This window comes from Streptomyces lancefieldiae, from assembly GCF_031845825.1.
In the GTDB taxonomy this organism is placed as follows: domain Bacteria; phylum Actinomycetota; class Actinomycetes; order Streptomycetales; family Streptomycetaceae; genus Streptomyces; species Streptomyces lancefieldiae.
On the sequence record NZ_JAVRFH010000010.1, the window covers coordinates 22,009 to 48,516 of the forward strand.

At 71.9% G+C, this 26,508-nt stretch carries 13 protein-coding genes and 1 pseudogene; 4 read left to right on the plus strand and 10 right to left on the minus strand.

Annotated elements, in window-relative coordinates:
• Positions 1-51: 51 nt before the first annotated feature.
• The 6 genes and pseudogenes from RM812_RS12515 to RM812_RS12540 all read right to left on the minus strand — a co-directional run.
• Positions 52-1,137: pseudogene (locus RM812_RS12515) on the minus strand (NAD(P)-dependent alcohol dehydrogenase); the annotation flags it as partial.
• Positions 1,134-2,540: an aldehyde dehydrogenase family protein gene (locus RM812_RS12520; RefSeq protein WP_311572559.1), complete on the minus strand. Its 1,407-nt coding sequence runs from the start codon at positions 2,538-2,540 to the stop codon at positions 1,134-1,136. The gene RM812_RS12520 and the pseudogene RM812_RS12515, both read right to left, overlap by 4 nt.
• Positions 2,541-2,548: 8 nt before the next feature.
• Positions 2,549-3,298, minus strand: a complete 750-nt coding sequence (locus RM812_RS12525) for a (5-formylfuran-3-yl)methyl phosphate synthase (protein ID WP_311572560.1) — start codon at positions 3,296-3,298, stop codon at positions 2,549-2,551.
• A gap of 249 nt (positions 3,299-3,547) precedes the next feature.
• The gene (locus RM812_RS12530; protein ID WP_311572561.1) at positions 3,548-6,814 is read right to left on the minus strand and encodes a family 78 glycoside hydrolase catalytic domain; all 3,267 of its coding nucleotides are present in this window, start codon (positions 6,812-6,814) and stop codon (positions 3,548-3,550) included.
• Positions 6,815-6,857: 43 nt separating this feature from the next.
• A complete protein-coding gene (locus tag RM812_RS12535; RefSeq protein WP_311572562.1) occupies positions 6,858-10,268 on the minus strand; it encodes a glycosylhydrolase-like jelly roll fold domain-containing protein in 3,411 nt (1,136 codons plus the stop codon).
• Positions 10,269-10,411: 143 nt separating this feature from the next.
• Positions 10,412-13,021, minus strand: a complete 2,610-nt coding sequence (locus RM812_RS12540; protein ID WP_311572728.1) for a glycoside hydrolase family 127 protein — start codon at positions 13,019-13,021, stop codon at positions 10,412-10,414.
• 366 nt (positions 13,022-13,387) lie between these two features.
• On the opposite strand from RM812_RS12540, the gene RM812_RS12545 reads away from it, so the two are divergent.
• The gene (locus tag RM812_RS12545; RefSeq protein WP_311572563.1) at positions 13,388-16,441 is read left to right on the plus strand and encodes a glycosyl hydrolase; all 3,054 of its coding nucleotides are present in this window, start codon (positions 13,388-13,390) and stop codon (positions 16,439-16,441) included.
• A gap of 434 nt (positions 16,442-16,875) precedes the next feature.
• The gene (locus tag RM812_RS12550) at positions 16,876-17,559 is read left to right on the plus strand and encodes a DUF899 family protein (RefSeq protein WP_311572564.1); all 684 of its coding nucleotides are present in this window, start codon (positions 16,876-16,878) and stop codon (positions 17,557-17,559) included.
• Positions 17,560-17,663: 104 nt separating this feature from the next.
• On the opposite strand, the gene RM812_RS12555 is transcribed toward RM812_RS12550, so the two are convergent.
• Positions 17,664-18,497, minus strand: coding sequence for a helix-turn-helix transcriptional regulator (locus tag RM812_RS12555; protein ID WP_311572565.1), 834 nt, complete (start codon positions 18,495-18,497; stop codon positions 17,664-17,666).
• 117 nt (positions 18,498-18,614) lie between these two features.
• Here RM812_RS12555 and RM812_RS12560 point away from each other — a divergent pair, with 117 nt between their 5' ends.
• Positions 18,615-19,679: an aldo/keto reductase gene (locus RM812_RS12560; protein WP_311572566.1), complete on the plus strand. Its 1,065-nt coding sequence runs from the start codon at positions 18,615-18,617 to the stop codon at positions 19,677-19,679.
• Between the two features lie 138 nt (positions 19,680-19,817).
• Here RM812_RS12560 and RM812_RS12565 read toward each other — a convergent pair whose 3' ends face one another.
• From RM812_RS12565 to RM812_RS12575, 3 genes are all read right to left on the minus strand, one after another.
• Positions 19,818-21,383 carry an MFS transporter gene (locus RM812_RS12565; protein ID WP_311572567.1) on the minus strand — a complete coding sequence of 522 codons (1,566 nt, stop codon included), beginning with the start codon at positions 21,381-21,383 and terminating at the stop codon, positions 19,818-19,820.
• A gap of 231 nt (positions 21,384-21,614) precedes the next feature.
• Positions 21,615-22,220 (minus strand): NAD(P)H oxidoreductase, encoded by a 606-nt coding sequence (locus RM812_RS12570; protein ID WP_311572568.1) that lies wholly within the window; start codon positions 22,218-22,220, stop codon positions 21,615-21,617.
• A gap of 75 nt (positions 22,221-22,295) precedes the next feature.
• Positions 22,296-23,045, minus strand: coding sequence for an SDR family NAD(P)-dependent oxidoreductase (locus RM812_RS12575; protein ID WP_311572569.1), 750 nt, complete (start codon positions 23,043-23,045; stop codon positions 22,296-22,298).
• A gap of 230 nt (positions 23,046-23,275) precedes the next feature.
• On the opposite strand from RM812_RS12575, the gene RM812_RS12580 reads away from it, so the two are divergent.
• Positions 23,276-26,482: a BTAD domain-containing putative transcriptional regulator gene (locus tag RM812_RS12580; RefSeq protein ID WP_311572570.1), complete on the plus strand. Its 3,207-nt coding sequence runs from the start codon at positions 23,276-23,278 to the stop codon at positions 26,480-26,482.
• Positions 26,483-26,508: the final 26 nt, after the last annotated feature.

The window sequence follows — 26,508 nt, forward strand, 5'->3', positions numbered from 1 at the left end:
CTCCCTTGGTGTGCGTAGAGGGCTTGAACGTCGTCTGTCGGGTGGTGGCCCCGGCATCAGGACGGGTTTGACGACCCGGCCCGCGTCGCAGTCCTGTTCGGCCTCGTTGATGTCGGCGAGCGGATAGGTACGGATCAGCTGGTCGAAGGGGAACCGCCCGGCCTGCCACAGTGCAGTGAGCCGTGGGATCAGGAGCCCGGGGACCGCGTCGCCCTCGCAGATGTGGGAGATCCCGCGGCCCCGGTCGAGAGCTCCGGGTTCGAGCGGCAGCGCGGTGTGGAGCCGTGCCACCAGGCCGAGGTGACCCGTTGGGCGCAGGGACCGGAGCGCGTCGTTGATCAGTTGGGCGGAGCCCGTGGTGTCGAGTGCGTACCGTGCTCCGCCGCCGGTCAGTCGCTGGATGCGGGCGGGGAGGTCGGTCGATGCGGCAGGCAGCGGGACGGCGTGGAAGCGCTCGGCGAGGGCCAGGCGTTCGGGGTGCCGGTCGACGGCGACGGTCACCGCCCCGGCCGCGGTGGCCGCCATCACCGCGGCGAGGCCCACCGCTCCCGCGCCGAAGACCGCGAGGGTGTCACCGGGGCCGACGCGGAAGGAGTTGAAGACCGCCCCGGCGCCGGTGAGGAAGCCGCAGCCGAGTGGTCCGAGCAGTTCGACGGGCAGCGAGGGATCGACCCGCACGGCGTTGCGGGCCGGCACCATCGCGTACTCGGCGAACGAGGACTGGCCGAACCAACGAGGGGCCAAGGCGCTCCCGGTCGCATCGGTGAACCGCGCGGCGTTCTCCTTGCGCCCGCCGAAGAGGTTCAGTGTGGCGAAGGAGTCACAGTAGGCGGGGGCCGCGTCCAGGCAGTTGTGGCAGTGTCCGCAGGAGTCGAAGCTCAGCACGACATGGTCGCCGACATTCAGGCCGGTGCCCGCACCGCCCGTCTCCACCACGACTCCGGACCCCTCGTGTCCGAGCACGGCCGGCAGCGGTGAGCGGCCTGCCGAACGCCGGACCGCGAGATCGGTCCGGCACATTCCGCAGCCCGCGATCCGGACCAGGACCTCCCCCTCGGTGGGACCCTCGTGCAGCATCACCTCCTCCACGGCGAACCGGTCCTCGTACGAGCGCAGCACCGCCGCAGCGAATCTCACGTGATCTCCTCCGGGCGGTGCACGACGAACGGCCTGAGGTTCCCGTAGAGACCCCACGGGCCGCCCGCGACGCCGACACCGCTCTCCTTGATGCCCGCGAAGGGCTGGGCGAGGGACAGTTCGGCGTGGTGGTTGATCCACGCCGTCCCGCACTCCAGGCGATCCGCCACGGCCTCGGCCCGGTCGAGGTCGGTCGCCCACACCGAGCCCCCCAGTCCGAACCCGGTGCCGTTGGCCGCCTCGACGGCTTCGTCGAGGCTCTCGTACGGCAGCACCGGCAGGACCGGACCGAACTGCTCTTCCTTCACCACGGGGCTGTCGGTGGAGACGTCGGCCAGAATGGTCGGGGCGAAGAAGTAGCCCGGTCGGTCCAGGCGGTGGCCCCCGGCCGCGGCTCGGGCACCGTCTGCCAGGGCCTGGGCCGTGTAACGCTCGACCCGGGCGAGTTGGGCGCCGTTGTTGACCGGCCCGAGCTGTGTGGCCGGGTCGAGCCCGGCTCCGACCACGGTGGTCTTCGCCCGGTCCGCGAGGGCCTCGACCACCCGGGAGTGGAGCCGGGCCGGGGCGTAGACGCGCTTGACCGCCATGCAGACCTGCCCGCAGTTGCGGAACGCCGCCCAGAACAGCCGGTCCGCGATCCGCTCCACATCGACGTCCTCCAGCAGGATGGCGGCGTCGTTGCCGCCCAGTTCCAGGGTGACCCGGGCGAGCGAGGCCGCCGCGCTCTCGGCGACGGCCCGTCCGGTGGGCACCGAACCGGTGAAGGTCACGTGGCGGATCCCCGGATGCGACGCGAGACGGGCGCCAAGGGGTTCGCGACCGGTGACGACCGTCAGTACGTCCTCGGGGAGGACGCCGGCGATGATCGATCCCAGCAGCCGCGTGGCGAGCGGCGTGAACGGGGAGGGCTTGAGGACCATCGTGTTGCCGGCGGCGAGCGCCGGCGCGAACTTCGCCGACGCGAGTTGGAGGGGAAAGTTCCACGGGACGATCCCGGCGACGGGTCCGAGGGATCTCCAGCGGATCTCGCCGCGTACCGGTCGGCCGTCCGTGATCCGCTGTGGTTCTGGGCCCAGCTCGGCGAAGTAGCGCAGGCGCGCGGCGGTACGGGCGACCTCCGCGTACGACTCGGCCACGGGCTTGCCCTGCTCACGGGTGAGCAGCGGGGCGAGTACGGATTCGGCCGCCTCCACGGCATCGGCCGCCGCGAGCAGCGCGGCCGTCCGGGCGGCGGGGTCGGCCCGCCAGCCGCGCCAGGCTGCGTGGGCCCGCTCGACGACGGCGTCCAGCTCGCCGGACTGTTGGTCGGGAGCCTCGTCGAAGGCCTCGCCGGTCGCCGGATCGACGACGGCGATGAGCCCGCCACGGGGTTCCGGGTGTACGACAGGAGGGCTTGCCGGCATGGTGGCGGTCAGCCCGCGGCCGCGGCCGCGTGTTCCTGGACATGCCGGTCCATCTCCGCCCGGAAGGCGGCCACCAACTCCGGTCGGATCCGGCCGGCGTTGCGGTCGCCCCCCTCGCACACCGCCCCGCGCACCCCGATGATGTCCGTCCCGATGCGCGCCAGTTCACCGAGGTCGGCGGTCCTGACGCTGCCCGCCAGTGCGGCGAGGAGGCCGGCTTCGTGGGCACGTCGTACGAACTCCGCGCAGGATTCGGGCGGAACGTGGTCGAACAGCCGTGTCCCGTCCTTGACCGCGGTGTCGAGCATGGCGGCGTCGGATCCGGAGCGGTGGGCGATGTCGGGCAGCGCGAGCGGGTTGACGCAGCCGACCCGGTGGGCGTCGGCGTAACCCGAGGCGACGACGAACGCGTCCGGCCGGTAGTCCTTCACCGCCCGGACGACGCCTCGCATGACCTCGATGGCCTGGTCGGGAGTCGTGCACCCGTAGAGGCCGACCTTGATGTAGGTGGCTCCGGAGACGACCGCGCCGAGCGCCGCCTGGGCCACCGTGCCGGGCTTGTACGGGACGTCTCCCACGGTGGCGGACACCGGCTTGTCCGCCGGCACCGCCGCTCGGATCTCCCTGATGACCCAGGGGAAGTTCGCACCCAGTGAGCCCTCGTCGGGCTTCTTGACGTCGACGATGTCGAGGTGTTCGGCCGCCTTCGCACAGTCGAGGGCCTCTTCGACACTGTCCGGAGAGATGAGAAGCAGCAAGGTGGAATCCTTCCCCTGCATGTCACCTGCCTGGGGCAGGTCTGCGGATTCGCCGGGTTCGCGTGCGGTCCGCACATCATTTCTGCGGCTGTCGGGCCTCGGCAGGGCGCGCGGAGCGACGAATGGGTCGTTGCCGCGCCCTGCCCACGCCCCGCGCACGCGCCCTCTGCGCCGGGCCGGCCGCGCGCCGTGGCTCCCTCATCACCACGGCCGCCACCTCCGCCCGTGCGGCACCCCTGCCGCCGGGGTTCAGGTCGTGCCGGGCGCGTACACCGACGTGAACGTCCAGTCACCGGAACCGACGGCGTAGACGGCCTCACCCTTCCCGGAGCGCAGCAGCCTCGCTCCGTTCGGGGCCCTGACGTGTCCCTCGGTGAACGGCACGTGGACCTCGGCCGTGCTGCCGGCGGGCACGGACAGCCGCAGCCGGTACCGGTCGCCGTCGCGGTTCCAGTCGGTGCGCACGGTGCCGTACGGGGACCGGTAGGAGCCCGACGCGGACGTGAGGTCGCCGACGACGGCCGGGTCGATCAGCAGCTCGCGGTAGCCGATGGAGCCGAAGGCCTGTTCGATGCCGGCGACCCGGTCGGTGAACCAGGAGTCGACGGCGCCGAGCATGAAGTGGTTCTGGGACTGGCCGGGGCCCCCGTCCCAGGACTCGCCGAGCGTGGTGTTGCCCTTCAGCACCTGGTAGCCGTAGCTGGGGCTGGTGGTCTGCGTGGCGATCTCGTGGACGACGTCGTCGCGGCCGGCCCCGGTGAGCACGCGGAAGGCCGCGGGCAGCGAGATCTCGCCCAGCACCAGGTGGTGGTCGGCCTCCTCGACGCTCCGGACGAAGTGGTCGAGCAGACGCTCGCGTTCGCCGTCCGGTACGGCGCCCATGTCCAGGGCGAGGGCCTCCGCGCCGTGGCCGCCACCGCCGAAGGTCCCGGCTTCCCGGTCGTAGTACTTGGCGGACAGTGCCTTGGCGCTCGTGTCGGCCTTGGCGCGGTAGGACGCCGCGCCGTCCTCGTCGCCGAGGACCCCGGCGATATGGCTCATGGCGTCGACGACCCGCCAGTAGCCGTAGGTGCCGGCCACGGCGCGCGGGAACGTCCGGTCGGGGGTGAACCAGTCGCCGAGGCCGTAGTCCAGGATGCCGTCCTTCACCTGCTGTTCCAGGAAGGCCACGTACCGCTTCATCTGCGGGTAGTACGTGGTGAGCGCGTCCCGGTCGCCGTAGGTGGTGTAGAGCTGCCAGGGCACGAGGACGAAGGCGCCGCCCCAGTTGGCGTCGTTGCGGTAGGCGCCCGGCATGCTGGTGTACTCGGGGACCGTGCTCGGGATCAGCCCGTCCTCGGTCTGGGCGTCGGACATGTCGCGCACGAGCTTGCGGAAGTACGCCTCCATGTCGTAGTTGCCGGTGAGGACGGGGAAGAGCAGCTGGTTCTGCTCCAGCCAGCCGAGCTTCTCGCGGCTGGGGCAGTCGGTGAGGACGCTCATCATGTTGCCCTCGACCGCCCGTCGGATGATCGAGTGGATGCCGTTGACGAGCTGGTCCGAGCTGGTGAAGTCACCGGACGAGGCGTTGTCGGTACGCAGGACCCTGCCGCGTACGGTGACGGTCGCGTTCTCGGGCAGGCCCTTCAACTCCAGGTAGCGGAAGCCGTGGTAGCTGAACCTCGGGTGCCAGGTCTCGGAGCGGTCGCCCCGGGTGGTGTACGTGTCCCACAGCGGGCCGCCGACGTTGCTGATGGACTGGAAGGCGTGGCCGTCCTTGAGGCTCTCGGCGGGCAGGACCCGGATGTCGGTGCCGGCCGGGGCCGTCACGGTGATCTCGGGCCAGCCGGCGATGTTGCGGCCCAGGTCGAAGATCCGGCTGCCCTCGGCCGCGCCCTCGACCTCCTTGCCCGGGAGCGTCTCGACGACGCGGACCGGTTCGGTCTCCCGCGCGCTCAGGACGGCGGGGTCGTCGGCCGTGCCCGGGCCCGGCACGGTGGCCGCCGCCTTCCAGGAACGGCGGTCCTGGCCGGGCTTGTTCCAGTTCCGGATCTCGCGACGGGCGTCGTAGTCCTCGCCGCCGTACCAGTTCGACGAGGTGGTCGCACCGAGGGTGGTGCGCCAGTCACCGCCGGTGCCGACGCGGCGTACGGTGCCGTCTGCGAGCGTGATCTCCAGCTGGGCGACGACCTTCGGATCGCTCAGGTTGCCGTACAGCTTGCGGTACCGGTCGGCGGTGCTGACGACGTTCGACATGCCGTTGCCCAGCTCGATGCCGATGGTGTTGCGTCCGGAGCGCAGCCGGTCGGTCACGTCGTAGGTGGCGTACTGGACGCGTTCGGCGTAGTCGGTGTTGGCCGGTTCGAGGACGGCGTCGCCGACCGGTTGACCGTTGACGCTCGCGTCGTAGATGCCGAGGCCGGACACGTACAGCCGGGCGCTGCGCACCCTCTTCGGCAGGGCGAAGTCCTTCGCGAGCAGGGGCAGCGCGGCGGGGAGGTACGGCCTCGGCGGCTGCTGGCCGGTGACCTCGGCCGCCCGGGTGAAGGGGCCGTCGGGGGCGTCACCGGTGGACACGGCGTAGTCGACGGGGAAGTGCGGCACCCGGCCGTCGGCGGTGAGGACGTCGGCGCGCGGGTAGAGGGCGATCCGGTCGAAGGTCTTGGCCGACTTGAGGTCGAGGGTGAGGACGATCGGCGCGTCGGAGACGTCGGGGCCGGTGTGCGGCGGGCTGGAGTATCCGGCGGCGGTCTGCAGCGCGCTGTTGGGCAGGCCGTCGACGGCGAGGGCCGGCTCCCAGGTCTTGCGGACCGTGTGGGTCTGCGACGCGGTCACGGCGGCGCCCTTGGCGAGGCCGCTGGTCCCGGTCCCGGAGTCGCGTACGTCGATCTCGCCGAGCTGGAGGCGCCAGGACTCGGCGGGGAAGTCGTCGGCGAGCGGTAGTCCGAGCCTGGTCACGTCCAGGCGGACGTAGCGGGCCGTGGTGCGCGGCAGGTCGACGACGACGGGCTCGACGGTGCGCCTGCCGAGCTGCCAGTCCGGGTGCGTGATCCAGTCGGCGTCCCAGTCCCGCTGCTTCGTCAGGCCCGTCTCGAACACGGAGGGCGCGCTCCAGCCGGAGTCCCGTCCGCTGCCGTCGGACCAGAGCATGACCCGCCAGTACACGCGGGTGCGGGAGCCGAGTGCGCTGCCGGCGTAGGTGGCCTGCGGGACGGCGGAGCGGACCCTGCCCGAGTCCCACAGGTCGGGTCTGCCCTGCTTGAGCCTGCTGAGGGAGCCGGCCGCCTGGATCCGGTACGCGGACTGCACCGTGCCCGTGGCCCGGCTGGTGAGGTTCCAGCTCAGGTAGGGCGTGGTGTCGTCGATGCCCAGGGCCTGCGCGAGGTGCTGGGTGCGCAGCTCCACGGGCGAGACGCCGGCCAGGGGCTTGGCGTCGGCGTTGACGGCGGACGGCAGCACGGTGACGAGTGCGGTGAGGCCGGAGGCGACGAGGAGGGCCGGACGCCGGTGGGCGCGCCGGGTGAGCGCTCTGCTCATGTGGTGCTCCTTGCGGGTGGGTGTGGGGCGGACGCCGGCCGGATCAGACTCGCTCCAGGACTGCCGTGACGCGGCGGTACGGCCGCAGGGTCACGGGGCCGAGCAGGCCGGACGGCAGCGGCTTCCTGCGTTCGTTGGAGAGGGTGTTGGAGACGCGGACGGCGATCGTGTTGGACCCGGCGCGCAGGACGTCGGTGACGTCGGCCGTGTACGGACTCCACAGCAGCGGCGGCAGCTCGGTCCCGTTGACGGTCACCGCGGCGACTTCGCGGACCACGCCCAGGTCGAGGCGGAAGCCCCGCCCCCGGAGGGTGTCCCGGTCCAGGTCGAGGGTGATGGTGTACGTGCCGCTGCCGGAGAACTCCGGGGCGAGGTCGGTCCAGCTGCCCAGGGGGCGGGTCACGGACTCGGCACCGTCGCGGTCCAGGGTCAGGGTCCAGTCGCCGCCCAGGCCGATGGCGTGGAGCGGGTCGGTGACCTCGACGGTGCCGCGGTAGGAGTGCCGGTCGTCGGTGCCCTTGAGCGGGTAGCTGCCGGGTGCGTCGGCGACGGCGGTGACGTGCAGCGCCTTGCCGCGCGCGGTGACGCTCTCGACGGGCAGTGCCGCGTCGGTGAGGTGGGCGCGGGGGCGGGTGGAGGAGCGGACGACGACGGCGAGGGTCTCGTAGGGGCGCAGGCTCAGCGGGACCCGGAGACCGTCCCTGCCGCGGCCTTGGCGGTGGACGGGGGCGGGCCGTGCCAGGCCGGTGGCGGGGTCCCAGAGTTCCGGGACGCCCCTGGCCGGCAGCGCGGCGACCGTCTCGACGGCCTGTCCGCTCTCGTTGTTGACGAGGAAGGCGATGTCCTTGCCGCGGGTGGTGCGCAGGACCCTGACCGCGTCGGCGGCCGGTTCGAGCACGGCGGCGGCCACGCCGGCCGCGTGTGCGGCCTCCCGCAGGCCGGACGCGTCGGCCACGCGTACGGCGGTCCCGGCGCCGGTGCGGCGGCTGCCGGGCACCTGGTCGCCGAACAGCGCGGACAGCGCCCGCTCCAGGGCGCGGTCGCCGCCGTTGGCCTCGTCCCGGGGGAGTTCGCCGACGGCGACGACGGTGCCGCCACCGCGCACGAAGGCGGTGAGGGTCCGGACCACGGCGGCGTCGAGCGTCGGGGTCAGCGGCAGCACGGCCAGGTCGTAGCGGGCCGCGCCGACGGTGAGCCGGCCGCCGCGGGTCGTGGCGTGGGCGAGCAGTCCCCCGTCGCCGCTCAGCGCTCCGTCGTGGACGAGGTCGAAGTCGACCTGGGCGGCTTCCAAGGCGTAGGCGGCGTCGCTCAGCGCGCTGTCGACGGCGCCCTGCCGGGCGGTGCCGCGCCACTGCTCGGCCGCCCGCTGGGGCTGGACGAGCGCGGTCCGTGCGGCGGACGTGCCGCGCGCGACCTCCATCACCCGGCCGATCCAGTCGGCCAGCGGCTCCATGGCCCACCACCACGGGGCGCGGGGTCCGAAGGGCGGGGGGAAGTACACCCGGGTCTCGTCGGTCCACAGCGCGTGCAGCACGGTGAGGTTGATGCCCCGGGCGGCGTTGGCTCCGACGAGGGCGCGGGCGAAGTCGGGGGCGACCTGCCAGCCCATGTTGCCGAAGGCCTCGAGCAGCGCGCGTTCGCGGCCCATCTGGTGGGCGACGCTGACCGGGTTGCGCGGGATCATGGTGGGCTCACCGGCCGCGTACTCGGCGGTGATGATGTCGCCGCCGGGGACCTGCGCCCACTGGTGGACCTTGTGCAGGTCGCCGGTGGAGGCGATGCGCTTGGACGGTGACGTCTCGTCGTACAGGGGGTTGGTGACCAGGGCGACGTCCCGCTTCCCGTACCAGCGGGACTGCTTCTGGAAGTACGCGGCGAAGCGGTCGGACACGGCCTGCCAGTACCGGCCGCGGGCGATCCGGCCGTCGCGGCCGAGGTCGTCGAAGGCGCAGGCGTACGCGGTGCCGGGTTCGACGCCGACGGCGCGCAGCGCGTCCTGCAGTGCCGGGGACCAGGGCAGGCGCTTGAAGTGGGCCTCGGCGGAGGCGAAGTACGGTTCGTCGTCCCAGAAGCCCGGGATGACGTTGCCGAAGTAGCGGGCGAAGCGGCGGTGGTACTCCCCCGGGATCATGTCGAGGAACAGGTCGACGGGTTCGTCGTCGAGCAGGTCGACGTAGCCGCGGCTGTAGCCCTGGCTGTCGTCGATCAGCGCGCTGCCGCCGAACACGTCGATCTGCCAGCGCCCCGCGGGGACCTGCCAGGGGCGCCCGGCCCGGAGGTCGGCGGTCAGCTCCACGAGGCGCTCCGTGCCGGTGGCGCCGACGGGGCGGGCGGCCGCGGCGGCGGGCGAGGCCGTGCCCTCGGGCCGGGGGCGGGCCGGGAAGTCGCCGGCGACGGCGGCCGCGTCGAAGGGCTCCTCGTACAGCGTGGTGCCGTCGGCCCCGGTGACGGTCAGGTTCTCCCACAGGGCGCGCTGCCCGTCGACGGCCCGCACGCCCACGCTGCCGGTGGTGTGGCGTGCGTCGGTGACGGTGCCCTTGTCCTTGCCGTCGAGGGTGACGCCGATGCTGTCGCCGCGGACGGTGACGACGAGCGTGTGGTACTTCGTCCTGTTGAATCCGTCGGTACGGCTGCTGCGGGCGAGTTCGGCGGGTGCCGCGCCGTCGGTCAGGCGCAGCACGGTGACGACGCCGGTCTGGTCGAACTCCACGGCGTAGCCGTCGGTCCCGGTCCGTGAGGCGCGGACCACGAGCCCGGCCGCGCCGTGCTCGGCCTTGGCGCTCCCGGTGACGGTGCAGTCGGTCCACCGCGCGCCCCGGCTGAGCACCGCGGCGCCGCCCAGGACGTCGGCGTCGGCGACCAGGCGGCCGGTGTCGACGCCCACGCCGGTGGTCGCGGTGAGGTCGACCGAGGCAGGCCCCTCGACCACGGTCGTGGACCGCCACAGTGCCTTGAGCCGCAGGTCCGGCCGGGGCTCGTAGGTGCGGGATCCGACGGTGCCGCCGTTGACGATGTACTCGCCGGCACGGCCGCTGGGGAAGTGGTCGTCGTTGAAGATCCACACACGCATGCCGGTGCGCTCGGCGACGCGCAGAACGTGGCCGACGACGGCGAACCACTCCTCGCTGAAGAACACCGGCCGCATCTCGGCGTTGTCGAAGGGGAAGAGGACGACCTCGTACATGCCCTTGGAGCGCAGGTCGGCCATCTGGGTCTCGACCAGTGCGGGGGTGACGGTGCCGTTCCAGTACCAGTAGACCGTCGGCCGGCTGTCCCGGCGCGGGTCGGCGAAGTCCTCGGGGGTGTAACCGGACGTGCGGGCGGCTTCGGCCCCGGCGTCCGCGGCCTGGGCGGTGGCCGCGCCGGTGCCGGGAAGGCCGACGGCGAAGGCGGCTCCTCCGGCCGCCCCCGCGGCCACGACGAACCGGCGTCTGGTCAGGTCGGAATCGGGCAACGTGAACTCCCTTGTTCGCGGGGTGTCGGGTGGGTGCTGCCCTGGCCCTGCCGCACCGGACAGGGGGTGTCCGGGCGCGGCGGCTGGGCAGGGGGGTGCCCGGGCAGGCGTGTGGGATGAGCTGCGTGTGGCCGGGTGGGCCGTCAGCCGGCGGCGAGGGCGGCCACCTCGGCTGCCGTCAGGGCACGGTTGTGCAGGCGGAAGTCGGCGATCGCGCCGTGCAGGCAGGGGTGCGTGGAGTTCTGTGAACGGCCCAGGTGATTGTGGGTGCCGGCGCCGAGCAGCAGCGGGCTGGTGACCATGGCGGCGTTGCGGCCGGCCTCGGCTCCGTCGACGTAGAGGATGCCGGTGCCGCCCGCCAGGGTGAGGGCGACGTGGGTCCACCGGCCCTGCGGCAGGGGCCCGGTGGCGTCGATCACGTCCTCGCCCTCCATACCGGAGATCTTCAGCGCGGCGCGTGCCCTGCCGGAGCCGGTGCGGGCCGCGAGGTACAGGTACGTGCTCTTGTGGTAGCCGAGGTCGAAGACGCGGGCCGAGTTGGCGAGCGAGTCGATGCGGACGCGCACGCCGACGGTCAGTTCGGTCAGTCCGGCGGTGAGCCCCTGGGGAAGCGTGACGTGGCCGTCCACACCGTCCAGGAGCACCGCGGTGCGCGTGCCGTCGGTGGACCAGGTCGCACCCCCGGCCAGGGTCGCGCGGGGGAAGGTGCCGGTGCTGTCGGCGGCCGTGGAGCCGGTGCCCTCGTCGAGCGGGTAGCGGGCGATGTCGCGTTCGCGGCCGGGGCGGGGGGTGACGGCCCAGTAGACGTTGTAGTTCTGGTGGTGGATCTTGTAGAACGGCCGCAACGGCACCTCACGGCCGTCGGCCTCCGCGGTGAACTCCAGCGGGACGCCCGCCACCGGCCGCAGGGACGCTGGCCGGATCCCGGGGATGGTCCGGAGACCGGTCGCCCCGTAGGCCCCGGCGAGGACGACGGGACCGTAGGAGAGCGACCGCACCTGCGGGTTGTCGGGAGCCGGCTGCCAGACGGGCTCGCGGGGCAAGGTCAGTTCCACCGTGTCGCCGCGCCGCCAACGGCGCTCGATCGTGAGGTACCGGCCCGGGCGGGACGGCGACCCGACCGCGTGGCCGTTGACCCGCACCGTGGCCCGGTTGCCACTGGCGGCGAGCCAGGCGGGGACGCGGACCTTCAGGGCGAAGCGCGCGTCGCCGGCGGTGACGGTGAGCCGGGTGCGGTCGGTCTCCGGATGACCCGTGTCCTGACGCAGTGACACGCCCGTCTCGTGCCACGTCACCTCCGAGGGGATGAACAGGTTCACGTACAGCGCCTTCTCCCCCGGGCCGGTGGAGCGGAAGTAGATGCTGTCGGCGAACTTGGTGTGCGTCTCCATGCCGGTGCCGTGGTCGCAGGAGAAGTTGTCGTAGTCGCCGCTGTAGCTGCCGGGCGCGGCGCCGAGCCCGCCCTTGGGCTGCCGCCGCGAACCGGCCCACAGGCCGGTGTAATAGGTGACGAAGCCGTGCTCGGAGTCGGGGTCCTGCTCGCCGAGCATCTGGTTGTAGAGGGTCCACTCGTAGTGGTCCATGTACGCGGGGGTGGTGGGGTCGAGCAGGAAGAGCTGCCGGCCGAGCTTGAGCATGTTGTAGCTGTTGCAGTTCTCGCAGGTGTCCTCGGAGAGCCTGCTGACGATTTCTCCCGGCGGTCCGAAGAACTCCTGGTTGGAGTTGCCGCCGATGGCGTACGAATGGTCCTGGACGACCGTCTTCCAGAAGTGGGTCGCGATGTCCAGGTAGCGCCGTTCCCCCGTCGCCAGGTAACTGCGCGCCGCGCCCACGATCTTGGGGATCTCGGTGTTGGCGTGTCGTCCCGCGAGTTCGTCGCGGCCGGCGGCCAGCGGCGTGTAGAGCTCCTCGTGGTCGAAGCGCCGCGCGGTACGCAGATACGCGGGGTCGCCGGTTTCGAGGTACAGGTTCGTCAGCACCTCGTTCATGCCGCCGAACTCGACACGGAGCAGGGCCTGCATGCGGTCGTGGGTGAGGGGCGCCGTGCGGGAGTCCACCCAGGCCGCCATGGCCGCCAGCACGCTCATCGCCTGCGCGTTGCCGCTGAGCCGGTACTGGTCGAGCAGCCCGGCCATGATCTTGTGGAGCGTGTAGTAGGGCGCCCAGGGCTTGCCGCCGGCCTCGAGTTGGTCGAAGACGTCCTCCGGGAAGGCGGAGAGGTAGCCCTGCCGGTAACCGGCGGCCGGCGCGCGCGCCTGGCATACGGCGAGCGCCGCCACCAGGTGGCGGGCCTTCTCGGCATAGGCGTCGTCGCCCGTGGTGGCATGCGCCTGGGCGAGGGCGGACAGCAGGTGGCCGGTGCTGTGGCCCCTCAGCAGGACGTCCGGGGCCTCCCAGCCGCCGCACGGCTCCGCGGCGGAGGGCAGTCCCACATTGAGCCGGAAGGTGTGCAGCAGCCGGTCCGGGTCGACGTACCGCAGATAGGCGCAGGTGCGTCGCATGTTGGCGAGGAACGGGCTCTCCAGGAGCCGGACCGCGGACGGCGGGAACGGCCGCAACGCAGGTCTGACGGCCTCCGTCGCCGGTCGGGCCGCGGCCGACGGGCCGGTACCCGCAGTGGTGCCCGCGGCGGTGGCCGCCTCGGCGGCTGCCACGGGCTCGGCGGCCGCTACGGGTATCACCGCCGCCGCGGTGGCGGCGGCCGGGACGGTCAGGACGCGGCGCCGGGTGGGGCTGGGCGCTTGGGGTCGCACGGACAAGAGCCAGGCTCCTTCGGGGAGGGAGATCCACTCGTGACGGGCCGTTGGCTGCACAGGACGGCGGGACGCGACGCCCTCGGTGGCAGCCGTCCGCGCAGTGTGCGCTGCTGGGTTGAATCGTTTTTGTCAGCCGTCCGGCAAAGTAGGCGGAGCCTTGAAGGGAGTCAAGGGTTCCGACATCGCCGCACTGTTCCGGACGTTGACGTCACCAGATCGAGCTCTCCAGGACTTTGCTGGTAGGCGGCATTTCTTGCGACAGATGAGGGCAACTGGACGATCCATCTCGGCCTAACCCTTGCGACTGTCCAGCGGGCTGCGTATGTTCCGGCCAGGTCATTAAAACGTTCAAACGGAGCCGCAATGAGACACGCACCTGGGCAGGACGTCGGCATTGAAGACCACAGCCTGCGGCGGCGGGCGGTGCTCAAAATGGCAGCGGCGGCCGGGGCCGCGACGGCCCTGTCGGCAGGCACCGCCGCCGCCTCTGCGGCGGCGGAGGCTTCGACGACGACGGCGGGTGGAGCGCAGGCGAAGCCCGGCGGGGCGTTCGCCCGTTCGTTCGCCTCCCCCGCGGCAGCGGTACGCCCGAAGTTCCGGTGGTGGTGGCCGGACGCGCTGGTCGACGCCGACGAGATCCGGCGGGAGATCGACCAGATCGCCGACGCGGGTTTCGGCGGCGTGGAGATCGCGGCGGTCACGCACAGCGTCTCCGAGCCCATCGACCCGGCGCGTCACGGATGGGGCACCCCCGCATGGGTCGGCGCCGTCGAGACGGCCCTCCGCCAGGCGAAGAAGCGCGACATCGTGGTCGACCTCACCATCGGACCGGCCTGGCCGGCCGCCGTCCCCGGCATCACGCCCGACAGCAGCTCCGCGATCAAGGAGCTGGCGCACGGCGTCGCCGTCGTGCCCGGCGGCACCGACTTCGCCGGCCCGCTCCCCGACCCCGTGACCGCCCCGGACTCCGACGCGAAGACCCGCACGGTACGGTCCGTGCAGGCCGCCCGCGTCGTCGCCGGTACCTCGCCCACCGCCTTCCCCACCCGGCTGGAAAAGGACTCGGTCGTCGACCTCACCCCCCACGTGAGGGACGAGCGGCTGGAGTGGACCGCGCCGGACGACGGGGCCTGGCTCGTCATCGCCTGCTACGAACGCGGCTCCGGCCAGCGCCCCGAAGGCCCCGCGCACACCGCCCCGCTCAGCTACGTCGTCGACCACTTCAGCGAGGCCGGGACCCGCGCCGTCATCGACTTCTGGGAACGCCGCATCCTCACCCCGCGTATGCGCGGGCTGCTGCGGGACACCGGGGGCGCGCTCTTCGAGGACTCCCTCGAGATCGAGACGGACGCGACGCTGTGGACACCCGGCATCATGGCCGAGTTCGAACGCCGCATGGGCTACTCGCTCGCGCCCTGTCTGCCCGTGCTCCTCCAGACCAGGGAGAAGTACGCCTTCGCGTTCGACGACGCCACCAACAAGGCCATCCGCCGGGACTACATGGAAGTGGTCACCGAGCTGTACGTCGAGAACCATCTGCTTCCGGTGCGGAGATGGGCGCACGGACTCGGTCTGCAACTGCGCGTCCAGCCGTACGGCCTGCAGACCGACGCGATGTACAAGGCGGCGCTGCTGGACCAGCCGGAGGGTGAGTCGCTCGGGTTCAAGAACCTCGACGACTTCCGCTGTCTGGCCGGAGGCCGGGACATGGGCGGCAAGCTGGTGCTGTCCAACGAGGCCGGCGGCACCGCGGGCGGCGCCTACGCGACGACGTGGGACGCCACCCTCAAGAAGCTCGTGACCCAGTACGCGGCCGGCGTGAACCAGGCCGTGTTCCACGGCTTCGCGTACGCCGAGGCCCCCGGCGCGGCCTGGCCCGGCTACGCCGCCTTCTCGCCGTACAAGGGCGGTGCCGGCTACGGCGAGGCCTGGGGCCCCCGCCAGCCCACCTGGGGTCATGTGCCGGGGATCGCCGGATACCTGAGCCGCGTTCAGCGAGTCCTGCAGACCGGCGTCAACAAGGCCGACATCGGCGTGCTGTGGCAGAAGGGATACGCCGGTTCGGGGCTCGGCGCGTCGTGGTTCAGCGGCGACGGCATACCGGTCGGCTGGACGCACCTCTTCCTCAGCCCGCGCCTGCTCTCACTGCCCGGTGCGGTGGTGCGCGGCGGCCGCTTCGCGCCCGACGGCCCGGCGTTCAAGGCACTCCTCGTCGACGGCGACGTCATGATCGGCCGCGAGCACACACTCCAACCGGACGTCGCGGAAAAGCTCGTCGGGTACGCCAAGAAGGGCCTGCCGATCATCGTCGTCGGCGACTGGAAGGACGGGCACGTGCCCGGACTTCCGGGGTCCGGGGACAATGAGCACCTGCGGGAACTGATCGCCGAACTGCTGGCGCAGCCCAGCGTGTTCAACGTCCCCGACCGCCCCGACGTCCCCCGGGCCATCGCGGCGCTCGGCCTCAGGCGCGACGTCGAGTACGCACAGTCCTCGATGCTCCTGCACAACCACCGGTCCGACACGGAGGCCGACTACTACTTCTTCGCCAACGACGCGGTCAGCAAGAAGGGCTCGACCGGCACCCCCATCAGCCACGACGTCACGCTCACCACCCGCAGACCCGACGTCGTCCCCTACGTGCTGGATGCCTGGACCGGCGCCATCGAACCGCTCGCCACCTACACACGGCTCGACGACGGACGCATCCGGCTCCGCGTCACGCTGGAACCGGGAGCCACCACGATCATCGCGACGGCCCGCCCCGGCAGGTGGATGCCCGGCCCCGCCCCCCGCTGGAACGCCACCTCCAGCCAGGCGTCCGAGGTCCGACGGGCGAAGGACGGCCGGCTGGAGATCCGCGACACACGGCCCGGCACCTACGCCACCACGCTCCAGAGCGGGGCCACCGTCAGCGCCACCATCAAGGAGGTCGCCGAGCCGATGGCGCTCACCCGCTGGACCCTGACCGCCGAGGACTGGACACCGGGCGCCACCGCGTCGAGCACCACCAGGACCCGGCGCACCGTCGAACTCGACGGGCTCAGGCCCTGGCCCGACATCCCGGAACTGGCCGACGCGTCGGGCGTGGGCCGGTACCGCACCACGGTGAAGCTCGGCGCCGCCTGGACCGGTGGCCACGGTGCCCGGCTGGAACTGGGCGAGGTGTTCGACACCTACCGGGTCACGGTCAACGGGCGCGCCCTGCCGCCCACGGACCAGCTCACGCCGGTCGTGGACGTCGGCCCCTACCTGCGCCGCGGCACCAACACCATCGAGGTCGAGGTCGCCACCTCACTGCTCAACCGGTTGCGGGTCTCGAACGCCCCGGTGTTCGGGATCTCCAAGCGGCAGAACTACGGCCTCGTCGGACCGGTACGCCTCGTCCCGTACGGGCGGTCCGTGGCGAAGGCCTGACTGCTCCTCACGCGCCGCGACATCTGCACCGGGCGACTGTCCGATCGCGGCGAAGACGACGCCCGGCCCAGCCACGCCATGCTCCGGGCCGGGCGGCCCGTCGACCGGCCGGGACCGACGCCCGGCAGTGCGCCGATGCGCACCAGGCGTTCCCCGTCCACCATGGGTCCCGAACACCTGACCGCCCTCGCAGGCAGGACCGTGCCACACGAAGCGGCACGGCCCGTGTCCACTGCATCACTCTCTGCCCATGACGCCCGCTGCCCGGCCGCCCTTAGGTCGCGGCCTCCGAGCCGCGGCGACCCGCCGCTTCGGCTCAACTGTCGGCGACCCTTGGAGCCGCCATAGACTTGGGGGACCGGTTCGGAGGCGCGGGGAGCGAGGGCCCGGGATCCGGACCGGGGACAGGGGGGTGGCCACACCAGGAGGACGCGATGTTGCGGCACACCAGACTGGCCGGGGAACCGGCGGACCACCTCGCCGCCCGGGAAGAGCTACGCCAGGCCGAGATCGACCTCATGCGCCACCGCGAGAAGGTCGCTGCCCAGCGACGGGCACTCCCGCCAGGACCTCCCGTCGACGACTACCTCTTCATCGAGGGCCCCGACGACCTCGAGGCCGGCGACACACCGGTCCGCGAGGTCACCCTGAGCGGGCTGTTCACCGCGCCGGACCGCCCGCTGATCGTCTACCACTTCATGTACGGCAAGCTGCAGACCGACCCCTGCCCGATGTGCACCCTGTGGATCGACGGCTTCAACGGCATCGCCGCCCACATCGCCCGCAACGCCGACTTCGTCATCGCGGCGGCCGCCGACCCGCCCGCCCTGCGGCAGCACGCCCGCAAGCGCGGCTGGGACCGGCTACGGCTTCTGAGCTGCGGCGACAGCACGTTCAAGTACGACCTGGGCAGCGAGGACAAGGACGGAGAGCAGGACTCCACCGTCTCCGTCTTCACCCGCGACAGCGACGGCACGGTCCGCCATTTCTACTCCACCCATCCACGCATGGCCGACGACATCGACCAGCGCGGCATCGACCTCCTGGCCCCCGTGTGGCACCTCCTCGACCTGACCCCGCAGGGCCGCGGCGACTGGTACCCGAGCCTCGATTACTGACCCCCGCGAGCGTGTCGGCCGACCGCACCGCGACCGGCTCCGGACGGCGTGACGATGCTGCCTCGGATGGAGGTGCGCGAGTGGACGGTCCTACGTCACGCTCGTCACGCTGCGCACAACCGGTCCAGTGCCGACTGGCTCTCCTCGTCCGCGGCGCGGCAGATCATCAACCGCTGGTCCATGTCCTGGAGCGGCATGAGCACTTCGAAGTGCACCGCGATCACACCGACGTCGGGATGCCGCATCGCCTTGCGCCCCCGGCCGTTGACCTTGACGTCTCGCTCGGCCCACAGTCGCGCGAACTCCTCGTCGTGAGTGGTGATTTCGGCGATGAGTTCGGTCAACGCCTGATCCTCCGGGTGCGCGGCCCACGCGGCGCGTAGGTGGGCGATTCCCTCCCGCACGACGCGTTCGCGGTCGACGTAGAACTCGCGTATCTCGGGATGCATCAGGCACAGCCACATCGAATTGCGCTCAGCCGGCGGCAGGGTGTCGAAGTCCAGGAGCAGTCTCGCCATTTCATCGTTCCAGGCCAGGATGTCGTAGCGGTGGTTCATCAGCATGGCCGGGAGCGGCGACAGGCCGGCGACCAGCCGGGCCAACGGCGGCGCCGCGATGGTGGCGGGCCTGTCGGCCTTGCGGGGGCGCCGCTGGGCCAGGTCGAAGAGGTAGGCGCGTTCGTCGGGTGCCAGCCGCAGCGCCCGGGCCAGCGCCTCCACCACGTCCGCCGAGGGCCGCAGTCCGCGGGCCTGCTCCAGCCGCACGATGTAGTCGATGCTGACCCCGGCCAGTTCGGCGACCTCTTCGCGGCGCAGTCCCGGGGTCCGCCGGACCTTCCGACGCGTCGGCAGGCCGAAGTCAATCGGGTCCAGGCGCTCGCGTCGGGTCCGCAGGAACGCGGCCAGCTCCTGTGCCCTGTCCACGGTGCGGGTCGTCATGGCCGGTGCAACAGCCAGGGTAGGACTGGTGTTCCCAGGAACCTCTTTCCCTTACCCCCGGCTCGCGAGGGTCACAGGCTTGCTCTCGACGACAGATCGCAAGCACAGGAGGACACGATGTGGCTCACCCTCGACACCTACCGGCTGCTGGGCCGCTCCGGGCTGCGGGTTTCACCCCTGGCGCTGGGCGCGGCGACCTTCGGCACCGAGTGGGGCTGGGGCGCCGGGCGGGACGAGGCGCGCAAGCTGTTCGACCTCTATGTCGAGCGCGGCGGCAATTTCATCGACACCGCCAACACCTACACCCATGGCAGCTCCGAACGCCTGCTGGGCGAATTCACCCGTGACAACCGCGAAAGCCTGGTGCTGGCAACGAAATACACGACGCTGCGCCGACCCGGCGACCCGAATTCCGGGGGCTCTCACCGCAAGAGCCTGTTCGCGTCGGTGGAATCCAGCCTGCGTCAGCTGAACACGGACTACATCGATCTGCTCTACCTGCACGTGTGGGATTTCACGACACCGGTCGAGGAGATCCTGCGCGGCATGGACGATCTGGTCCGGCAGGGCAAGATCTTGTACGTGGCGATCTCCAACGCCCCTGCCTGGCAGGTGTCGCGCATGCAGACGATCGCCGACCTGCGCGGCTGGTCGCCGCTGGTCGCGCTGGAGATCGAATACAACCTGATCGAGCGTACCGGGGAACGTGACCTGATCCCCATGGCGCGCGAGATGGGGTTGGGCGTGATCCCGTATTCACCTCTGGCAGGCGGGGTGCTCACGGGCAAGTACAGCCGCGACGACCTGACCGCGACGAGCGGCGCGTCCGGCGACGGCACCCGCAAGAGCTTCAACTTCGCCTTGGGCACGCTCACCGAACGCAACCTTGCCATCGCCGACGTCGTGAAGGAGGTCGCCACGGAGCTGGGCCGCACACCCGCACAGGTCGGGCTCGCCTGGGCCCTGCAGAACCCGGACGTGACGGCTCCGATCATCGGTGCCCGCACCCCCGCGCAGCTGGAGGACAACCTGGGCGCGCTGGAGGTCGATTTCACCGCTTCCCAACTGGCCCGCCTCGACGAGGCCGGCGCGATCGGACTCGGCTTCCCGCACGACATGCTCGCCAGTGAGCACATCCGCAAGGTGACCGTGGGCGACCTGAAGATCCAAACCCGCCGCTGACACCCGATCGAGCGCCGAGGGCGGCACAACCGCCGCCCTCGGCGCGATCGCCGGTTGCTGCCATGACAGCCCGGGGTGCTGGTACGCACCTGTGTGATCGGCTGTTCTCAACGACGTTCCGTACCGCGTCACGCCCGTTCAGGTGGTTGACGTGACCGGTTGCGGGGCCTCCGCGTCCGGCTGAGGTTCTGCCGTGGCGGGCGCGGTCGCGCCGATCGGCGGAACGTGGCGCAGCAGGGTCGCGACCAGGGCCGCGGTCGCGAGGGCGAAGGCCGCGCTGGCGGTGGCCGCCGTCTGGAGCCCGGCGGTGAAGGCGGCCTTCGCTGTTGAAATGAGCGCGTCACCATTCGGCAGGCGCTCTGCGGTGGCGATCGCGGCGCCGACGGTGTCCTTGGCCGCGGCGGGCGCCTGGTCGGGCATCTCGCCGCGATAGACGGCGGCCGCGAGGGTACCCGTGACCGCGATACCGAGGGCGAGACCGAGATCGTAGGCCGTCTGCCCCGTCGCCGCGGCGGCACCCGCCTTCTCCGCCGGTGCCGAGCCGACCGCCAGAGCCGTTCCCAGGACGCTGATCGGGGCGACTCCGAACATGATGACGGTGAGCCCGAGCGAGGCGGTCACCACCCCGTCGGCCAGGGCGATGGAGGCGTAGCCGGTGAGGGAGAGCAGCAGGCCGCCGATCAGGACGTACGCCGGGCGGAATCGGCGGGCGAGGACCGGGGTGAGCTGGGAGCCGGCGATCAGGCCCGCGGCTCCGGGCAGGAGCCACAGTCCGGCCTCCAGTGGAGACTGCCCCGCCACGGCCTGGAGGTACTGCGGGACGAGGTACTCGACGCCGTTGAGGGCGGTCATCCCGAGCAGCAGGGTCAGCAGTGCTCCGGTGAAGGCTCGGTCGCTGAAGAGCCGCAGGTCCAGCAGCGGTGTGGCCAGTTGGTTCTGCCGGCGGATGAATGCCACGGTGCTGATCATGCCGGTCATGAAGGCGACGGCGGGCTCCCACGGGGAGGCGGCCGAGGCCAGGCTCTTGACCGCGTACACCACGGGCAGGACGGCCAGCAGGAACAGTGCGACGCTCACCAGGTCCAGGCGGCCCGGGGTCGGGTCACGGTACTCGGGCAGCAGCGCCGGAGCCGTGGCCAGCGCGAGCAGCATGACGGGTACGCCCATGAGGAAGACCGAGCCCCACCACCAGGACGCCAGCATCACACCGCCGATGACCGGTCCGACGGCCAGACCGACCGAGAGCGCGGTGACCCACATCGCGATGGCCGTCGCACGCTGACGAGGGTCGGTGAACATGTGGCTGATCAGGGCGAGCGTGGACGGGAGCACGGCCGCGCCGGCGACACCGAGCACGGCGCGGGCGCCGATCAGCACCTCCGGGTTGGGGGCGTACGCGGCGACCAGTGACGCCAGGACGAACCCGGCCGAGCCGGCCATCAGCAGCTTGCGGCGACCGATGCGGTCGCCGAGCGTACCCATGATCACCAGGGTTCCGGCGGTCAGGAAGCCGTAGATGTCGGTGATCCAGAGGACTTCGGCGCTGCTGGGCCGCAGATCGGCGGTGAGGTACGGCGTGGCCAGCCACAGCACGCCGAGGTCGGCGGTCATGAGGGCCACGGGGAGCAGCAGCAGGGCGAGACCGAGCCATTGCCGGGCTCCGGCTGCCTTGCCGGGGGTCTGGGAGGTGGGGTGTGAGGTCATGGGACGACTGTGCGGGGTGGTGTTTCGGATCCGGCTCGGACGGTGTTGCGGTGGTGTTCGGGCGCGTCTCCCGCCTCCGGTCGAGGCCTCGGGAACGACGAACGCCTCGACCACCCGGGTGGGCACCGGGGTGGCCGCGGCGCTTCGCGGAGTGGTCGGGGTGCCGGGCGTCTGCTCGCCGGACGGGGTGAACGGGCTCGTTCGGTGGGGTGGGCCCGACCGATGTGCGGGTCAGTGCGGCAGGTGTTCGTCCAGTGCCGCGTCGGCAGCCTTGAGCACGTCACCCACGCGTGCCGATCGCAGTGCCCGCGGAACGCCGGAGAGTTCGGTGTCGTGCAGCAGCCGCACCGACGACTCGGTGATGCCGCAGAATTCGGATACGCCGACCCGCAGTTGGACGTCCATCGCGGTGGCGAGGCCGGTCTTCTCGTAGTCCGCGTCGGTGCCGCCCGCGAGGCCCAGCCAGAGCATCCGCTTGCCGGCGAGCCGAGGCTTGCTGCGGCCGTACGCGAAGCCGTAGTTCCACACCCGGTCGATCCAGCCCTTGATGACGGCCGGTGGTGCGAACCACCACACCGGGAAGACCACGAGGATGTCGTCCGCGGCGGTGATCCGGTCCATATGGGCGTGGACCTCTGGCGAGTAGCTTTTCTCCCGGTCTTCCCAGTCCGGTTCGTCGACGGGTGTCAGCCGCGGGTCGAAGTCCTCCGCGTACAGGTCGAGGAGGTCGACCGTACCGCCCTCCTCCTCGATGCGGAGCCGCAGTCGGTCGGCGACTTGGGCGGTCAGTGAGTCGGACCGGGGATGGGCCAGGATCAACAGGGTGGGGCGGCGCATGGGAGCCTCCGATCGCCGTGCGTGGGCGAAGTGGACGGGGTGGGCGGGGCGGACGGGGTGGACGGTCGGCGGAGGTCAGATCCCGAGGCCGGAGCCTCCGCTGACGTCGATGTTCTGGCCGGTCACCCAGCGGGAGTCGTCGGAGGCCAGGAAGGAGACGACATCGGCGACGTCGGCGGGCTGGCCGACGCGCTGGAAGACGGAGAAGCCCGCGGCGTGGGCCTTGGCGGCGGGGTCGGCCATCCAGGGGTGGATGTCGGTCTCGATGGTGCCGGGAGAGACGGCGTTGACGGTGATGCCGCGGGAGCCGAGGGTCTGCGCCAGCGTGAGGGTCAGTACCTCGACGGCACCCTTGGACGCGGCGTAGGAGGTCATGCCGGGGAAGGCGACCTTGGTGACACCGGAGGAGATGTTGATGATGCGGCCACCGTCGCGCAGGCGTTCCAGGCCCTTCTGGATGATGAAGAAGGGGGCCTTGGCGTTGATGGCGAAGACCTTGTCGTAGTCCGCCTCGGTGACTTCGTGGATCAGGCCGGGGCCGGCGATGCCCGCGTTGTTGACCAGGATGTCGAGGCCGTCGGCGTGCTCGTCGAACGCCCCCCACAGGGCGTTCGCGTCGCCGGGGACGCCGAGTTCGGTGCGGAGCGCGAAGGCGTTGCCGCCGGCCGCCTCGATGCCGGCCACGGTTTCCTTTGCCGCTGTTTCGTTGCTGGCGTAGTGGACGCCGACGCGTGCGCCCTCGGCGGCCAGGCGCTGGGCGATGGCCCGGCCGATGCCGCGGCTGGCGCCGGTGACGAGGGCGGTCTTGCCGGTGAGCGCGTTCATGATGGGTTCCTTTCGAAGGACTTGGTGCGTTGTGCTGTCGAGGAACACCATCGGGCGCAGCGCATCGGACGGGGCTCGGACGGTGTTACGGCTGTGTTCGGAGCGGGCTTCGCCGCTGGCGCCAGGTGGGTGCCGCGACATGTCGCGCGGGCACCGTACGGGCACGGGTACGACCGTCACCCCGCCCCGCTCCGGCAGGATCGTCCCCACTGCGGGTTACCGTTGGCGGCATGCGATTCGGGGTGTTGGGGGAGACAGCTGTCTGGAGCGATGCCGGGCAGCCCGTGCGGGTGCCGGAACTGAAGGTGCGGGCCTTGCTCGCCTCTTTGCTCGTGGATCCGGGACGGCCCGTGGCGGTGCACCGGCTGATCGACGACCTGTGGGGCGACGAGCCGCCGGGCAACCCGACCCGGGCACTCCAGGCCAAGGTCTCCCAACTGCGGCGCGTCCTTGAGGAGGCCGAGCCGGGCGGACGCGGCCTGGTGGTGTCCCGGCCACCCGGCTATCAGCTGGTCGTGGCCGAAGACGCGCTCGACGCGCACCGGTTCGCCGGGCTGGTGGTCAGGGCCAGGACCGAGCAGGATCCGCGCGTGCGGGCCCGGCTGCTCGCCGATGCCCTGGGCCTGTGGCGAGGGCCGGCGTTCGCGGACTTCGCCGACGAGGCCTTCACCCGGGCCGCCGCGAACCGGCTGGAGGAGGACCGGCTCGCCGTTCTCGAGGACCACGCCGAGGCCCGCCTCGACAGCGGTGAGCATGTCGAACTGGTCGGCGAACTGACGGAGTTGGTCGAGCGCTACCCCCTGCGGGAGCGATTGCGCTCCGTTCAGCTGCGGGCCCTGTACCGGTCCGGCCGACAGAGCGAGGCGCTCGCCGGATACGACGAGCTGCGGAGCCGGCTCGCGAACGAACTCGGTCTCGACCCGAGCCCCGAACTGGCTGGGCTGCAGCGGGCGATGCTCATGCAGGACCCGGAGCTGGGCGGCGGCGCCGCCCGGCAGAAGCCTGCTCCCGTCCGTACCCGGACGAACATCGTCGCCACGTTCAGCGATCTGATCGGCCGGGAGGGTGCGGTCGCCGACCTACGGGGACTCCTCGCCGCGCGGCGGCTGGTCACCGTCACCGGTCCCGGTGGCGTCGGCAAGACGAGGATCGCGGTTGCCGTCGGCCAGCAGGTGAGGGGCACGTTCCCGGACGGCGAGTGGCTGGTCGAACTCGCCGGTTCCACCGGCGAACTCGCCGAGGTCGTCGCGGCGGCCCTGGAACTGAGGGACGACGGGAACTGGGGCGTACGGCCCGAAGGGGAACGGCCCCTCGACGGCGCGGACCGGCTGGCCGAGGTGCTGCGCGACAAGCGGATGCTCCTCATCCTCGACAACTGCGAGCATGTCGTCGACGAGGCCGCGGAACTGGTGGAACTGCTGCTGCGGTCGGCGCCCGGCCTGACCGTGCTGACCACCAGCCAGGAACCGTTGGCGCTGGCGGGGGAAACCCTGTGGCCCGTGCCCCCACTCGCCCCGCGGGACGCGGTCGAGCTGTTCGCGGCGCGTGCCGCGGCCGCCGCACCGGGCTTTGCTCTGGACGCGTCCAACGCGGACTCGGTCGCCGCCATCTGCCGTCGGCTGGACGGGATCCCCCTCGCCCTGGAACTGGCCGCGACCCGAGTGCGGGCCCTGGGTGTGCACCGGCTGCAGGAGCGGCTGGACGACCGGTTCCGACTGCTCGACGTCGGTCAGCGCGGTGTACCCGCCCGCCAGCGGACACTGCGCGCGATCATCGACTGGAGCTGGGAACCGCTGACCGAACCCGAACGGGCCGTGCTGCGGCGCCTCGCCGTGCACTCCGAGGGATGCACGCTGGAGGCGGCCGAGTACGTGTGCGCGGGCGTGGGGGCCGACGCCGGAGACGTACTGAGCCTGCTGGTACGGCTGGTGGACCGGTCGCTCGTGGTCGCCGTCGACGGGGCCGAAGGCCCCCGGTACCGGCTGCTGGAGTCCGTCTCCGCCTACTGTGTGGAGCGGATGCGGGAGGCGGGCGAGTGGGAGCCGGTACGCAGGCGGCATCTCGAGTACTACACAAGGCTTGCGGAGACCGCGGAGCCCGGACTGCGTGGCCCCGGGCAGGGCGCGTGGCTGACCCGGCTGGACGCCGAGAGCGGCAATCTGCGCTGGGCCCTGGAGGGGGCGGTCGAGAGACATGAGACGGGGCACGCACTCCGCCTCGTGGACGCGCTGTCCTGGTACTGGGTCCTGCGCGGCCGGCTCGGTGAGGCGTGGCGTTCGGTGACAGCGGCGCTGGCGCTGCCCGGTGGGGACGCGGCACTGCGGGCGAAGGCCGGCGTGTGGCAGACCGGCCTCGCCGTCCTGACCGGCGACGGCACGGACCGGGCCGCCCGCATCGAGGCGGCGCTCACAGCATGCGAACAGCTCGCTGATCCGGTGGTGAAGGCGTGGGCACAGTGGTTCCTGGCGCATGCGCTGAGCGGGACGGGCGACCTCCTGGAGGGCGAGGCGCTCACCAAGGCGTCGCTCGACGGTTTCCGGGCGATGGGTGAGCGCTGGGGAGAGGCGGCGGCCCTGGCCGACCGGTCCGTGCAGCGCCTCCTGCGGGGGGACCTGACCGGTGCGGCGGCCGATGCGGAGCGCAGCGTGGCCCTCTTCGGGGAAGTCGGGGACGCGTGCGGTCCGTTGTGGTCGGTGTATCCGCTGGCGTCCGTGGCGGAGATCCACGGCGACTACGAGCGGGCGGCCCGGCTGCGGCAGGACGGCCTGAACACCGCCGAGGAGTTCGGCCTCTCCACCCAGGCCGCGGACCTGCTGTCCGGACTCGGACGGACGGCGCTGCTCATGGGCGACTTCGGCGCGGCCCGGGAGTACCACGAGCGGTCCCGGCGCTTCGCCGTCGAACTCGGCTTCCGGGCAGGTGAGATCAACGCGGAGCTGGGGCTCGGTCTCGGCGCCCGCCGCGAAGGACTCCTCGACGAGGCCGAAGCACGGATGCGCACCGTCCTGGACTGGCATCGTCAAGTCGGTCTCGACGCGGCGAACGCACTGATCCTGGCCGAGCTGGGCTTCGTCGCCGAGCTGCGCGGCGACGCGCGGTGTGCGCTGGCCCTCCACGAGGAGGGTTACGAAACGGCTGTCACCACCGGGGACCCGCGGGCCGTCGCCCTCGCGCTGGAGGGCCTCGCCGCCACGCATGCCCTCGCCGGCGATCCCGAGGCCGCCGCTCTCCTGCTCGGCTCCGCCTCCGCCGCCCGCGCCGCCACCGGAGCCCCGCTCCCAGCCGCGGAACGCCTGGACGTCGACCGCGCCACCGCCGCGGCGACCGTCGCGCTGGGAGCGGCGAGGTTCGCGGACGTCTTCGCGCAAGGTGAGTCTCTGCCACCGGAGGCAGCACATGCGCGGACGCGGGCGTCGCGGTTGCCGGCCGGCCGGTGACAAGCCGTCACGGACCGGGGACAGGG

What these genes read in the sequence shown, in the direction of transcription:
- RM812_RS12570 (WP_311572568.1), bottom strand. Translation starts at nt 22,220, where the DNA reads ATGCGCCGCCCCACCCTGTTGATCCTGGCCCATCCCCGGTCCGACTCA.
- RM812_RS12575 (WP_311572569.1), bottom strand. Translation starts at nt 23,045, where the DNA reads ATGAACGCGCTCACCGGCAAGACCGCCCTCGTCACCGGCGCCAGCCGC.
- RM812_RS12555 (WP_311572565.1), bottom strand. Translation starts at nt 18,497, where the DNA reads ATGACGACCCGCACCGTGGACAGGGCACAGGAGCTGGCCGCGTTCCTG.
- RM812_RS12565 (WP_311572567.1), bottom strand. Translation starts at nt 21,383, where the DNA reads ATGACCTCACACCCCACCTCCCAGACCCCCGGCAAGGCAGCCGGAGCC.
- RM812_RS12530 (WP_311572561.1), bottom strand. Translation starts at nt 6,814, where the DNA reads ATGAGCAGAGCGCTCACCCGGCGCGCCCACCGGCGTCCGGCCCTCCTC.
- RM812_RS12560 (WP_311572566.1), top strand. Translation starts at nt 18,615, where the DNA reads ATGTGGCTCACCCTCGACACCTACCGGCTGCTGGGCCGCTCCGGGCTG.
- RM812_RS12580 (WP_311572570.1), top strand. Translation starts at nt 23,276, where the DNA reads ATGCGATTCGGGGTGTTGGGGGAGACAGCTGTCTGGAGCGATGCCGGG.
- RM812_RS12545 (WP_311572563.1), top strand. Translation starts at nt 13,388, where the DNA reads ATGAGACACGCACCTGGGCAGGACGTCGGCATTGAAGACCACAGCCTG.
- RM812_RS12520 (WP_311572559.1), bottom strand. Translation starts at nt 2,540, where the DNA reads ATGCCGGCAAGCCCTCCTGTCGTACACCCGGAACCCCGTGGCGGGCTC.
- RM812_RS12550 (WP_311572564.1), top strand. Translation starts at nt 16,876, where the DNA reads ATGTTGCGGCACACCAGACTGGCCGGGGAACCGGCGGACCACCTCGCC.